General features: G+C 55.3%; 15 protein-coding genes and 4 tRNA genes. 10 read left to right on the forward strand and 9 right to left on the reverse strand.

Translation table 11 applies throughout. The annotated features are described in order from the left end of the window. Positions 1–4: 4 nt before the first annotated feature. Entirely contained in the window at positions 5–1,300 is a 1,296-nt protein-coding gene (locus tag ABUK73_RS05885) for an efflux RND transporter periplasmic adaptor subunit (protein WP_353576435.1), read from the reverse strand. 273 nt (positions 1,301–1,573) lie between these two features. Here ABUK73_RS05885 and ABUK73_RS05890 point away from each other — a divergent pair. Next, positions 1,574–1,650 (forward strand) — tRNA-Pro (locus ABUK73_RS05890). Positions 1,651–1,753: 103 nt separating this feature from the next. Here ABUK73_RS05890 and ABUK73_RS05895 read toward each other — a convergent pair. Further along, the gene (locus ABUK73_RS05895) at positions 1,754–1,900 is read right to left on the reverse strand and encodes a hypothetical protein (RefSeq protein WP_353576436.1); all 147 of its coding nucleotides are present in this window, start codon (positions 1,898–1,900) and stop codon (positions 1,754–1,756) included. Between the two features lie 242 nt (positions 1,901–2,142). Here ABUK73_RS05895 and ABUK73_RS05900 point away from each other — a divergent pair, with 242 nt between their 5' ends. Beyond that, on the forward strand, positions 2,143–2,448 hold the full coding sequence (locus ABUK73_RS05900; protein ID WP_113086929.1) for an ETC complex I subunit: 306 nt from the start codon (positions 2,143–2,145) through the stop codon (positions 2,446–2,448). Between the two features lie 16 nt (positions 2,449–2,464). Next, positions 2,465–2,541: transfer RNA gene (locus ABUK73_RS05905), tRNA-Arg, on the forward strand. Positions 2,542–2,610: 69 nt separating this feature from the next. Here the strand turns inward: ABUK73_RS05905 and ABUK73_RS05910 are convergent. After that, entirely contained in the window at positions 2,611–2,880 is a 270-nt protein-coding gene (locus ABUK73_RS05910) for a DUF982 domain-containing protein (RefSeq protein ID WP_113086930.1), read from the reverse strand. Positions 2,881–3,015: 135 nt separating this feature from the next. Here ABUK73_RS05910 and ABUK73_RS05915 point away from each other — a divergent pair, with 135 nt between their 5' ends. Further along, the gene (locus tag ABUK73_RS05915; RefSeq protein ID WP_353576437.1) at positions 3,016–3,318 is read left to right on the forward strand and encodes a BON domain-containing protein; all 303 of its coding nucleotides are present in this window, start codon (positions 3,016–3,018) and stop codon (positions 3,316–3,318) included. A gap of 43 nt (positions 3,319–3,361) precedes the next feature. On the opposite strand, the gene ABUK73_RS05920 is transcribed toward ABUK73_RS05915, so the two are convergent. Beyond that, the gene (locus tag ABUK73_RS05920) at positions 3,362–3,847 is read right to left on the reverse strand and encodes a DUF192 domain-containing protein (RefSeq protein ID WP_353576438.1); all 486 of its coding nucleotides are present in this window, start codon (positions 3,845–3,847) and stop codon (positions 3,362–3,364) included. Continuing rightward, positions 3,847–4,425, reverse strand: coding sequence for a cold-shock protein (locus tag ABUK73_RS05925; RefSeq protein ID WP_113086932.1), 579 nt, complete (start codon positions 4,423–4,425; stop codon positions 3,847–3,849). Before ABUK73_RS05925 ends, ABUK73_RS05920 begins: the two co-directional genes overlap by 1 nt. Before the next feature lie 188 nt (positions 4,426–4,613). On the opposite strand from ABUK73_RS05925, the gene gloA reads away from it, so the two are divergent. Then, positions 4,614–5,054: a lactoylglutathione lyase gene (gene gloA / locus ABUK73_RS05930; RefSeq protein WP_353576439.1), complete on the forward strand. Its 441-nt coding sequence runs from the start codon at positions 4,614–4,616 to the stop codon at positions 5,052–5,054. A gap of 148 nt (positions 5,055–5,202) precedes the next feature. Beyond that, a complete protein-coding gene (locus ABUK73_RS05935; protein ID WP_353576440.1) occupies positions 5,203–6,426 on the forward strand; it encodes a YcbK family protein in 1,224 nt (407 codons plus the stop codon). A 96-nt stretch (positions 6,427–6,522) separates the two neighbouring features. Here the strand turns inward: ABUK73_RS05935 and ABUK73_RS05940 are convergent, their stop codons facing one another. The 3 genes from ABUK73_RS05940 to ABUK73_RS05950 all read right to left on the reverse strand — a co-directional run bounded on the left by ABUK73_RS05940 (position 6,523) and on the right by ABUK73_RS05950 (position 8,240). Then, positions 6,523–6,753, reverse strand: a complete 231-nt coding sequence (locus ABUK73_RS05940) for a dynamin (protein ID WP_113086956.1) — start codon at positions 6,751–6,753, stop codon at positions 6,523–6,525. A gap of 191 nt (positions 6,754–6,944) precedes the next feature. Then, the gene (locus ABUK73_RS05945; protein ID WP_113086935.1) at positions 6,945–7,331 is read right to left on the reverse strand and encodes an acyl-CoA thioesterase; all 387 of its coding nucleotides are present in this window, start codon (positions 7,329–7,331) and stop codon (positions 6,945–6,947) included. A 27-nt stretch (positions 7,332–7,358) separates the two neighbouring features. After that, complete coding sequence (locus ABUK73_RS05950) at positions 7,359–8,240, reverse strand: TrmH family RNA methyltransferase (protein ID WP_353576441.1); 882 nt, start codon at positions 8,238–8,240, stop codon at positions 7,359–7,361. Between the two features lie 303 nt (positions 8,241–8,543). Between ABUK73_RS05950 and ABUK73_RS05955 the strand changes: the two genes are divergently transcribed. The 3 genes from ABUK73_RS05955 to ABUK73_RS05965 all read left to right on the forward strand — a co-directional run bounded on the left by ABUK73_RS05955 (position 8,544) and on the right by ABUK73_RS05965 (position 9,447). Next, positions 8,544–8,628 (forward strand) — tRNA-Tyr (locus ABUK73_RS05955). 25 nt (positions 8,629–8,653) lie between these two features. Continuing rightward, positions 8,654–8,727 (forward strand) — tRNA-Gly (locus ABUK73_RS05960). Positions 8,728–9,030: 303 nt separating this feature from the next. Then, complete coding sequence (locus tag ABUK73_RS05965) at positions 9,031–9,447, forward strand: PAS domain-containing protein (protein WP_353576442.1); 417 nt, start codon at positions 9,031–9,033, stop codon at positions 9,445–9,447. Between the two features lie 363 nt (positions 9,448–9,810). Here ABUK73_RS05965 and ABUK73_RS05970 read toward each other — a convergent pair whose 3' ends face one another. After that, positions 9,811–10,440, reverse strand: a complete 630-nt coding sequence (locus ABUK73_RS05970) for a TerC family protein (protein WP_353576443.1) — start codon at positions 10,438–10,440, stop codon at positions 9,811–9,813. Positions 10,441–10,797: 357 nt separating this feature from the next. Here ABUK73_RS05970 and ABUK73_RS05975 point away from each other — a divergent pair. Beyond that, on the forward strand, positions 10,798–11,252 hold a 455-nt coding region (locus tag ABUK73_RS05975; protein ID WP_353576444.1), incomplete at its 3' end, for a GTP-binding protein.

Here is an 11,252-nt window from a genome sequence, read left to right on the forward strand (position 1 = left end):
CGCCTCACGTACTGCGCTGTGCGGCGTCGGTAATGACCTGATCGTCAGGGGCGATCTCTCCCGACTTGATGGCGGTAAACTGACCGTCGGTCGATCCTGTCTCGACCTGCACGGAAACCGGATTGTTGTTGCGCAACACCCAGACGCTGCGTTTGGCAGACGCCGCCTGGTCACCACTGCCGCGCTGACGGTTCATGCGGGGAGGGCGGAACAGGCCCATCAACCCGCCGCCACGCGATGCCGATTCGCGCGGAGGCGTGTAGCGAAGCGCAGCATTGGGAATGAGAATCGCGTCTTTCACCTGCTCGACAACAATATTGGCCGTTGCCGTCATGCCCGGGCGCAGCAGCAGTTCGGCATTATCCACCGTCAATATGCCCTTATAGGTCACGACGTTGGAAACGGTTTCCGATGCAAAGCGTACCGTCTCAATGGCGGCCGGGAAGCTTCGCTCGGGATAGGCATCCACATTGAATGTCGCGGTCTGGCCGTTCTCGACCTTGCCCACATCGGCCTCATCGATGGCCACCTGAAGCTCCATATGGCGCAGGTCACCGGCAATGGTGAACAGAACCGGCGCGTTGAGGGAGGAAGCAACCGTCGCACCCGGATCGACATCGCGTGTCAGCACCACGCCATCGATGGGCGACACGATCTTGGCCTTGCCGAGATTGAGTTCCGCCAACCGCAAATCCGCTTCCGATGACAGAACGGACGCGCCATTGACCTCCAGCGTCGCCGCCACCGCATCGTAATTAAACTGTGCGGCATCGAGATCCTGCTGGCTGGAGACGCGATTCTGCACCAGGGATTTCAGGCGGTCTAAAGATGTCTTGGCAGAACCGAGGTCGGCTCTCGCCTTCACGACGCTGGCCTTTGCCGAAGCGAGCTTGGCGCGCGCGCTCTGCACATCCGCTTCCAGCTTGTTGGTATCCAACTCCGCCAGAACGTCTCCGGCCTTGACCGGGCTGTTATAGGTGACGTTGACCTTGCGCACGGTGCCGGAAAGCTCGCTCGAAATATCCACCTGATCCGTTGGCTGAACGGAGCCGGTGGAGGTGACGATGACCGAGAGATCACCTTTCTTCACCGCCTGGGTCGTATAGGTGTAGGCAACCTGCGATCCGCCATAGACATAATAATAGCCGCCCAGGCCCGCCAGCACCAAAAAGCCGACCATCAGATAGGTGGACCGTTTCGATTTCTTTTTGCCGCTCTTGGCCGAAACCAGAATGTCCCGCAGGTCGGGCGGTGGTGATGGCTGAGATGGTGTCTGGTTGCTATCGTCGGCGGACTTCATTGTTTCTACCCATCAAGACAATGCTGCGGCCAGGTTTGCAAAAGCACAATGCATGCAAGCCATTAGCCCAGTTTGTCGTTAACCTCGTCTGTTCCGTCCGGCTTCGCATAGCTTTAAGGCAGGGTGAAGTGAAAACTTGGTAATATTGTCTTGAGGTTGCGTTTCCGGGACATTTCGACCCGCAAAGCGCTCCTCCACAAAAAAACAAAAGAAAGATGATTTTACCTGTTGCGGGGCAGGGGCGAACCGTGTATCTCCCCACCATCGAAAAGGCGGAGTGTAGCGCAGTCTGGTAGCGCATCTGGTTTGGGACCAGAGGGTCGGGAGTTCGAATCTCTCCACTCCGACCATTCGATGAGAAGTCAGTTTTTACAACGACTTCCACAAATTCCCTAAAGTGTCAGTTCAATATAGATCGCCAGCTTCAGGCTGCGATGCCAGAGGCATCGTGTTTCAGCCCAGGTACTGGAAGTAAGCCCAGGCAGCGACGAAGAACGCGACGACGCCAGCAATGATGGCGAGTTTGCGCAGTTGCGGGTTGGGTTTTCGCGGCTGCTTCGGTGGCTCCGGCTTGCGGAATTTGATGACATTTTCATTCATACTGGGCGTCCTTTGAATTGCGGGCCGATAAAATATGCTTCGTCCTTCACGCGCAAGATGGGCCTTGGCCTTTTCGACATCTAAGCCATTTATGGTTTCCGCAATATGCGCGCTTTCAGCGACTTGACTTCAGGGTTGAGTCGGTCCAATTGAGTTTTGCTATCGCGTTGTAATAAATCTATGATGCGTGATGGGTAGAAAAAGCGGAAGGCCGCTTGATCGCAAGACCGGAGCAGTTTGAGATGTCTGCAAAAATTTATCGTCCAGCCAAGACCGCCATGCAATCCGGCAAGGCAAAGACCAATCTTTGGGTGCTGGAATTCGATGCCGAAGTGCCGCGCAAGATCGATCCGATCATGGGCTACACGTCTTCGTCGGATATGAAGCAGCAGGTCAAGCTGACCTTTGAAACGCAGGAGCAGGCCGAAGCCTACGCCCAGCGCAAAGGTATCGAGTACCGCGTGATCCCGCCGCAGGAAGCGACGCGCAAGGTTGTGTCCTATACGGACAATTTCAAATACACCCGCACGCAGCCCTGGACGCACTAATTTCCGGATACGTGGAGGCCCCTTAGCTCAACTGGATAGAGCAACTGCCTTCTAAGCAGTAGGTCGCAGGTTCGAGTCCTGCAGGGGTCGCCAATTCAAACGCCCGCAGAAAATTTCTGCGGGCGTTTTTTGTTGTTTGTATCAGTCTACACTTTCACAGCCTCAATGAACGTTCAGCACATGTGCGTGATTGCTGGCGATCAGGAATGATTCGCGGGCTGTTTCCAGATCGCATTTACCAGCGATGGCCTCCAGACATTTTTGACGCGCTTCTTCGTATTCCGGTCCGTGGTCGTTGGGCCAGCGATACATCAGCATATCGAGAGCTATCAGCGGACTGTAGATTTCTAGTGCTGCGCACAGCGGCAAATGGATCGCGACTGGCTTGATCCATTGGGCGTGGTGGCAGGGTTCTGTACGGTGAATAAGCATTGGGATCCTCCTTCCCATCCTCCAGCGCGCAAACCGAAAACTCACGCTTTGGTTCCTGATCACGAAAAAAGTGAACACATTAGGGGTTTCTTTTTTTCAAGATGAATGGAAGATGAACAAATAAATGAACCGAAGATGAACGAAAACACCACTCAGGCGTTATACGCTCATGATGAAGGAGGCCCGATCATGTTCAACCTATCTGGAATTCAGGAAAGCTTTTTCGGCGAACGCATGGCTGGCGTATGCCAGGCCATCACGTCTGCTCTTGCATTTGAATCAGGCCTTGAAAAGTCGAGCATCTCGGCAATGGTCGATAACGATGTGATCTACCTTGAAGGCACAGCTGATTCGGTCGAAGCGATCGACATCGCCATCAATCTGGCATCATCCATTTCTAACTGCCGGATTCTTAGCCATATCGAGCCTTGCTACTAATATGGTATTTGTGCCGGGCGCTGGTCGCCCGGCTTTGCAACATTTATTTCGTGTTGCCGATCTGTTTGCTGCGAACCGTATCGCCGCTTTTGATTCCAAGATTTTTCGCCACGCCGCCATTCAGTTCTAATACATAGCGAACCGGGCCGCGTGAGCTGATAATGTCTTCCGAATGCGGAACCGCGTTCGGATGAACATGGGTAACTTTCCCCTCTTTAGAGATGAACACCATGTCCAGCGGGATGAATGTGTTCTTCATCCACATCATCACATCGCGATCTGTGCCAAAATCGAACAGCATGCCGTTCGCTGGCGCCATCGACTTGCGAAACATCAAGCCCTGCTGGCGCTGACCATCCGTGGTCGCAAGCTCGGCCTTGAATTCGTGGTTTTTCCCATCAGACGTCTGGACCGTCAGCGGCTCCGAGGAGAAAGTCTCCTGTGCGGCCAGCGGCGTTGTCGCGACAACAAAAAAGGTGAGCGCTGCGAAAGCACTCACCACGGATTTCGAGATAAATGAGCTGATCATCAGTGAGCCATGCCGATAGGCGCAGGATTGTCCGGATGGATTTCCGCAGCCATCAGGCCTTTGTCACCATCACCGAAGCGAACGAGAACAACCTGGCCGGGGCGAAGCTCCGCAAGGCCGAAGCGGCGAAGCGTTTCCATATGGACGAAAATATCCTCCGTGCCCTCACCGCGCGTCAAAAAGCCGAAGCCCTTTGTTCGGTTGAACCACTTCACGATCGCGCGTTCCAGTCCGCTGGATGGCGTGACCTGAACATGGGTACGAACCGGTGGCAGCTGTGATGGATGAATGGCCGTGGACTGGTCCATGGAAAGAATGCGAAAGGTCTGATAGCCACGGTCACGACGCTGGATGAGCGCAACGATGCGCGTGCCTTCCAGAATTGTCTGATATCCATCGCGGCGCAGGCAGGAAACGTGTAGAAGAACATCCTGCATACCGTTATCCGGTACGATAAAGCCGAAACCCTTGGCCACGTCGAACCACTTCACGACACCGGTGATCTCGATCAGGTCCACCGCTTCGCTCGAAAGGTCTTCGAAATCGACTATATTCTTCGACGACATTCTATCAGCCATTTCCGCCCAGCCCCTTTACGCACGCACCACTACCGGTCAACTGATTCCCTGAAGGTAGATTAACATCTTGGTAACGGTTTCGCGCAAGCCCTAGTTTTCGATTTATCCACCTGCTTTTATGTCTCTGGGCTTGCTCAGGGCTGACTTACCTGCCGTAACGGCAAGATTAAAACACGAAGGAGAAGTACATGCGATATCTGCACACGATGGTTCGCGTAAAAGACCTCGAGAAATCCCTGGAATTTTATGGCAAGGTTTTCGGGCTACAAGAAGTCCGCCGCATCGAAAACGATAAAGGGCGCTTCACTCTCGTTTTTCTTGCCGCAACGGATGACGTGACTGCCGCCCGCGATAACAAGGCGCCATGCCTGGAACTGACCTACAATTGGGATGCGGAAGATTACACCGGCGGACGCAATTTCGGCCACCTGGCCTATGAGGTCGACGACATCTACGTAACCTGCGCCAAACTGCAGGCCAGCGGTGTCACCATCAACCGTCCGCCGCGTGATGGGCATATGGCTTTCGTGCGCTCTCCAGACGGTATTTCCATCGAGATATTGCAAAAAGGCGCAAGCCTTGCACCAGCCGAGCCGTGGATATCCATGGAGAATACTGGCTCTTGGTAAGATGATTCCTTTTTAGGAGGTTTCATCACACCCTTGCGTAAGCGTCGCCGGATGGGTAGGTCTGTCATCGGACGAACATGCTCATCAAGTTTCGGCGATGCTGCGCAACGCGCTGGTCAGGTTGAAACGCATCTGCGGAGGCTTAGCCTTGAAAATCGTCAAAAGCACTTCGGCATTCCCGGCTCAAAGCTGCCTCGCTGCCGTATTCCTGCTGGCGCTTTCCGGCTGCGTTTCTGCCGTCTCCGAAGACAAGACCGCTTCTGCAACACTGACACCCGCCACTGCGACAGCACCAACCGCCGCTCCATCTCCTGAACAGGCGCATGCTACAGCGCAGGGGCAGGGCAGGGCTTATGTCGATCCGGCCATGGTCGCCGCGTCGTCGGCGCGCGTTGCACCCCAAGCTGCCACCGCACCACCGCAGCAGGGTACGCAGCAAGTCTATGGTCAGGCGCCGCAAATATCCGGCCTAACCACACAGCCAACCGGTATTTCGGCAAGCTCGCTCAGCATTTACGCGAATTCCCAGCCGCCAGCCGTGGCCAGCAATGCAGGCACGGCGCAGGCGGAAAACATGGCAACGGGCAGTGTTCCAGCCTACGCACCATCACCGAAGATTACGCCGGCGCTGAACAGCGTTTATTCAGCACCTGCCACCGTGCAACAGCCAGACCCGGCGCAAGCCGCGCAACAGCATTCCGTACATAGTGTGCCATCCGCTGCGACACAGGCGACAGCGCAGGCCTTGCCCGCAAAGCAGACACTTCCCGCCGAGCAGGCAGCCGTACCTATTGCGGCCTTTTTTGCGGGCGCTGCCAAAAAGCGCGGCGCAGGCGCGACTGCAGGTCTGACGCAGGTCGCTGCTTTGCCGATGAATGCAGGCGCGCGCCAGACCGCCGGTATCGCGCTTAATGGTCGTACATCCATGACCGATGAGTTCGACGATACGCATGTGGATGCGGATGACGATAAGCCTGCGGGATTAATGAAGCTCGCTTCTCTCTCCGGTCTCAGCCGAGTCGCGCCGAACGGGCTGCTCTTGCAGACGGAGCAGGTCAATGTCGGCTGTTTCAAGCCGGAAATGATTCGACGGATCAAGGAAGTCGAAGCCCATTACAGAAAACCGGCAATGGTGACATCAGGTTACAGACCGCCAAAGGCCACCACGCAGGGCTCCAAACATTATACCTGTGATGCCGCCGATATTCAGGTGAGCGGGGTTTCCAAATGGGAGCTTGCCAACTATCTGCGCTCCTTGCCGGACCGTGGCGGTGTCGGCACCTATTGTCACACGGAATCGGTCCACATGGATCTGGGCGAGCCCCGCGACTGGAACTGGCGCTGCCGCCGGACATCTGCCAGCAGCCTTTGATATCCCGATAATGAATCAGCGCCTCGCCACGATGTGACGAAGCGCTGATGTGCATCGCGCTGGATGTCGTCATGACATCCGCTGCCGAACCTCAACTTATGGCGTGGTCTGGTTTTGCGCAGGTGCATTCGGCGTTGCCGGAGCCGGTGTGGCCGGGGCAGGGGTCGCTGGTGCGGGTGCCGGTGTGGCAGGCTGAGTGGTCGTCGCTGGCGGCGGGCTCGGTGGCGACGCGGTCGTGCTTGTTGTTCTTGAGCCCGACATAAAATAGGCAATCGCCAGAATAACGACGATGGCCGCAATCACGATAGTCACAGTACGGTTATTCATGAGTGCTTCCTCCCAAATCACTCCCATGCCGATAATCGACAAGGCCGATGACCACATAACAATGTGGTATCAGCGTGATTGGTTGCAACTGGAAGCATAATCAGCCAAGCGCGCGCCTCACGCACACAGCTTCAGGCGGCAAGAAATGGTCCTGCCGCCATGGGATAACAGGCAAAGTGCTTTGGGTGACTTTACGCTTGCGCGATCGGAGTCGGTTTGCCATGCTCATCCATCGCGACCATGATGAATGTCCCAGCCGTCACTTTTTCCAGCGCGTCATAGCGGGAGCGTTGCGCCCATGCTTCGACGGTCAGGGTGATGGAGGTGCGGCCTACGCGGGCGATATTCGTGTAGATCGACAGCGTATCGCCAATCTTGACCGGCAGTTCGAAGGCCATTTCCTTGACGGCTGCGGTGACCACGCGACAGCGTGCCCGTTCTGCCGCGCGAATGCCGCTCGCCAAGTCCATCTGTGACATGACCCAACCGCCAAAAATATCGCCAGCCGGATTGGCATCCGCAGGCATGGCAAGTGTGCGAAGGGTGAGTTCGCCGGTTGGTTTGATCGACTCTGGCATTGTGGCCCCCAAAATGACTGACGTTGATTATCGCTTGGCTAAAAACTGACGGGTCGCATAAAGCGCAATGGCTGCGGCATTCGAGACGTTCAGCGACTTGATCTCGCCGGGCATATCGAGACGGGCGAGTGCAGAAACGGTTTCACGCGTCTTCTGGCGCAGGCCTTTGCCTTCGGCACCCAGCACAAGCGCAATCTTCTCACCGCTGAATGTTTCCTCGATGGGGGCGGGGCCTTCCGAATCGAGACCGATGGAGGTGAAGCCCAGCTTGTGCAATTCGCCAAGCGCATCGGCCAGATTGGTGATCTGGATGTAGGGAATCATTTCCAGCGCGCCCGAGGCGGATTTTGCCAGCACACCGGATTCGGTCGGGCTGTGGCGCATGGTGGTGATCAGCGCGCCAGCATTGAAGGCAACGGCGGAACGCATGACGGCGCCAACATTGTGCGGGTCCGTGACCTGGTCCAGCACCAGAATAAGCGGGCTATCCTTCAGCGCGGAAAGTTTGCGCACGGGCAGGGGCTTCGTTTCCAACATCACGCCCTGATGGATGGCATCCGGGCCGAGTATTTTGTCGATATCCTGCGGCGAAACCATTTCCACGGGGAAAGGCTGTTCTTCCGCGGTGCCGATTTCCAGCCGAGCCAGCGCATTTAGCGTCACTGACAGTTTGACGATCTGGCGTTCCTTGTTCGCGAGCGCTGCGCGCACGGTGTGAAGCCCATAAAGATGGACCTGATCGGGCGCCAGCTGTGGCGGTTTCCAATCCTCTCCACCTTTCGGCTTGCGCTTCTGAAACGCGGGCGTTGGAATTTCGCCACGCTCACGCTTGGCATCGCGCACCTGACGGCGCAGCGTTGCATAGTGGGTGTCGCGGGTGGATTTTTCGTTGGGATCGTCTTTGCTCATGGCGCCTTATATCTTTAGCGCCGCTCCAGCACCAGACCCCTCCAGCGCTTCGCTTTCTTTCCCGCAAGGTTGCTTCTGCACTTTCGCTGGCTAACAAGCGCAAAAGCCGGTGCGTGGCTTTGCACCATATCATCGGTAATCCACAGGCCTATGACTCTGTTCGAATTTTTCGTGAAATTTCGTCACACATCGTGTTGACAGACGCGGCGAGGGCAGTCATATACGCGGCCACAGACGACGAAACGGCAACGCGCCGGGCCGGAAATCTGATGAAGCTTGGTCGCTTGATCCTCGCAGAATACTGGAGGAATGCCCGAGTGGTTAAAGGGGACGGACTGTAAATCCGTTGGCTCAGCCTACGTTGGTTCAAATCCAACTTCCTCCACCATTCTGCACGGATCAAAACCACCGCCGCGGGTATAGCTCAATGGTAGAGCAGCAGCCTTCCAAGCTGAATACGCGGGTTCGATTCCCGCTACCCGCTCCATTTTAAAGTCATTTCAAATAGTGTTTGCGCGTTTGTTCGCTTCCTGATTTGCTTTACACATTTATTACGTGAAGCAAGATACCATCGTAATATCGTTAAAGATCATGCTTAAGCGTCCTAAGATATAAAGTCACATCCGTATTCTCACTTAGACAATAAAGTTTTTTCTCCGGAGAAGTTTTTTCGGGGGAACTAATTCTAATATTCCGAATTGTCCGAAATAATCACGATTTTGTCGCTTTGTGCGGTTTCCTGATACCGCATGATCAGGCATATTGAATGAGAATAAATGCAGGATCAAACATGCCTGAAAATACACGCCTCCAACGTTACGTTGCTATGAATCTCGGCGGGTTTTATGTGTGGGATGTTCATCAAAACCTGTTCTGGGCTGACCAGAGGTTTGCCGATATCATGGGGTTTTCTCTGGAAGAACTGAATGTTGGCTTACCTGCCGCGCGCATGATGGCACTCATTCATGAGGATGACCGCCCGCACGTCGCAGAGGGCATTGAGAATTCCGTGCTGTCAGGCGAGTCGTTTGAGATGGTGTATCGCGTTCGCCGGGGCGAAGGCTTTACGAAGATCACCGAGATGGGAAAGTGCTATCGTTATGTGGATGGGGTGGCGACGCTTTTCTCAGGTGTCGTCTTCGAAAGCTGCCCTTACGCCGACGACTCGGATGCGTCCAATATCAACGTACCGGTGCTTGCGAAGTAGGCTATCAGCCCGCAGCGTTGAACGAAATCCCGAAGAATGATTGCACGAAAAATGCCACGAGTAGAATTGCGCCGACGGCCAATCCCAATTTGAGTCGGCGAAAACGGCGAGTGCGCCCGCCGGACCAGTCATAAGCCATTGTTCAGACAGCCTTTATAGTTATTAATTATGTCTAAAGTAATGGCTGTCTAGGCTTGTGTGAAGCTGACGGCAACCATCAAAAGGTACCAGCAAGTTTTACGACTTGCGGTCTATGCCGTAAATTATTTTGCACTGCGGAATCAATGAGGTGGATAGTAGACACAAAAAATCCCGGAGATCGGCGACCTCCGGGATTTTGATACGTGACGCTGATTAGGCGTTTCAGCCGAAATATGGCTGGATATAGGGCCAGACCTCGACAAAGCCGTGATAGAGCATGTTCAGCGCCACATAGACGATGACCAGCAGGCCGACATAGGAAATCCAGCGGTAGCGGTGCAGCAGTTTGGCAACATAGTTTGCGGCAAGGCCCATCAGCGCGATGGAAACGACCAGACCAATGATAAGGACGGTAACGTGGTCCTGTGCAGCGCCGGCCACGGCTAGAACGTTATCCAGCGACATGGAGACGTCGGCGATGACGATCTGGGTGGCGGCCTGGAAGAATGTCTTCTGACCCTTGGTCAGATCGGCCTCTTCATCCTTGACCTCACCCGTGGCGTTATGCTGCTCGCGCAGTTCGCTCCACATTTTCCAGCAGACCCAGGCGAGAAGCAGGCCGCCGAAAAGCTGCAAGCCGACGATGGCGAGAAGCTGCACGGTCAGGGCCGCGAAGGCGATGCGCAGCACGGTTGCGGCAATGATACCGACGAGAATTGCCTTACGGCGAAGATGGGCGGGAAGGCCAGCAGCCGCGAGCCCGATAACGATAGCGTTATCGCCTGCGAGCACGAGATCTATTGCTATGACCTGAAGAAATGCCGTAAAACCGGCAGCAGTAAAAATTTCCATGGCAGATCCTGAAGCGGATTTAGAATGGGTGCCGTGGGAGAGAACGGCTTTAAAGGCGAGTATTCACGTATCGGCATAGGTGTGCCGACCGCCTTTCTCCTCCTGGCGATGTGCCGCCAATATGCCATGAATCATACCCTCGTAAAGGGCGTCGGCGGTTTATCCTTGGCAAATAAGGGCTAAGACCACGTTGAAAGCGTGAAATAATCACCCCATATGATGGCGATCCTGTCGCTTTTGGCTGCGCAACGGGCGCGGCGACAATTAAGTCTTGCGCATTCGCTTGCAAAGCCTTAAACGGCGACACCAAACCGGTTCGCCGGGGAAACTACTTCACGTTCACAGGAAGCAATTCACATGGCAAAGAGCAAGTTTGAGCGCAATAAGCCGCACGTCAACATTGGCACGATCGGTCACGTTGACCACGGCAAGACGTCGTTGACTGCTGCGATCACGAAGTACTTCGGCGAGTTCAAGGCGTATGACCAAATCGACGCTGCACCGGAAGAAAAGGCCCGCGGTATCACGATTTCGACGGCTCACGTTGAATATGAGACGCCAAACCGTCACTACGCGCACGTTGACTGCCCCGGCCACGCCGACTACGTGAAGAACATGATCACGGGTGCTGCCCAGATGGACGGCGCGATCCTGGTTTGCTCTGCAGCTGACGGCCCGATGCCACAGACCCGCGAGCACATCCTGCTTGCTCGTCAGGTTGGCGTTCCGGCTCTGGTCGTGTTCCTCAACAAGGTTGACCAGGTTGACGACGCAGAACTCCTGGAACTGGTAGAACTGGAAGTTCGCGAACT

Source organism: Agrobacterium vacciniicorymbosi, assembly GCF_040427045.1.
Taxonomy (GTDB): Bacteria; Pseudomonadota; Alphaproteobacteria; order Rhizobiales; family Rhizobiaceae; genus Agrobacterium.

Excerpts from the sequence above, each read along its gene's own strand:
- ABUK73_RS05885 (WP_353576435.1), bottom strand. The coding sequence starts at position 1,300 with ATGAAGTCCGCCGACGATAGCAACCAGACACCATCTCAGCCATCACCA.
- ABUK73_RS05895 (WP_353576436.1), bottom strand. The coding sequence starts at position 1,900 with ATGAATGAAAATGTCATCAAATTCCGCAAGCCGGAGCCACCGAAGCAG.
- ABUK73_RS05900 (WP_113086929.1), top strand. The coding sequence starts at position 2,143 with ATGTCTGCAAAAATTTATCGTCCAGCCAAGACCGCCATGCAATCCGGC.
- ABUK73_RS05910 (WP_113086930.1), bottom strand. The coding sequence starts at position 2,880 with ATGCTTATTCACCGTACAGAACCCTGCCACCACGCCCAATGGATCAAG.
- ABUK73_RS05915 (WP_353576437.1), top strand. The coding sequence starts at position 3,016 with ATGAACGAAAACACCACTCAGGCGTTATACGCTCATGATGAAGGAGGC.
- ABUK73_RS05920 (WP_353576438.1), bottom strand. The coding sequence starts at position 3,847 with ATGATCAGCTCATTTATCTCGAAATCCGTGGTGAGTGCTTTCGCAGCG.
- ABUK73_RS05925 (WP_113086932.1), bottom strand. The coding sequence starts at position 4,425 with ATGGCTGATAGAATGTCGTCGAAGAATATAGTCGATTTCGAAGACCTT.
- gloA (WP_353576439.1), top strand. The coding sequence starts at position 4,614 with ATGCGATATCTGCACACGATGGTTCGCGTAAAAGACCTCGAGAAATCC.
- ABUK73_RS05940 (WP_113086956.1), bottom strand. The coding sequence starts at position 6,753 with ATGAATAACCGTACTGTGACTATCGTGATTGCGGCCATCGTCGTTATT.
- ABUK73_RS05945 (WP_113086935.1), bottom strand. The coding sequence starts at position 7,331 with ATGCCAGAGTCGATCAAACCAACCGGCGAACTCACCCTTCGCACACTT.
- ABUK73_RS05950 (WP_353576441.1), bottom strand. The coding sequence starts at position 8,240 with ATGAGCAAAGACGATCCCAACGAAAAATCCACCCGCGACACCCACTAT.
- ABUK73_RS05965 (WP_353576442.1), top strand. The coding sequence starts at position 9,031 with ATGCCTGAAAATACACGCCTCCAACGTTACGTTGCTATGAATCTCGGC.
- ABUK73_RS05970 (WP_353576443.1), bottom strand. The coding sequence starts at position 10,440 with ATGGAAATTTTTACTGCTGCCGGTTTTACGGCATTTCTTCAGGTCATA.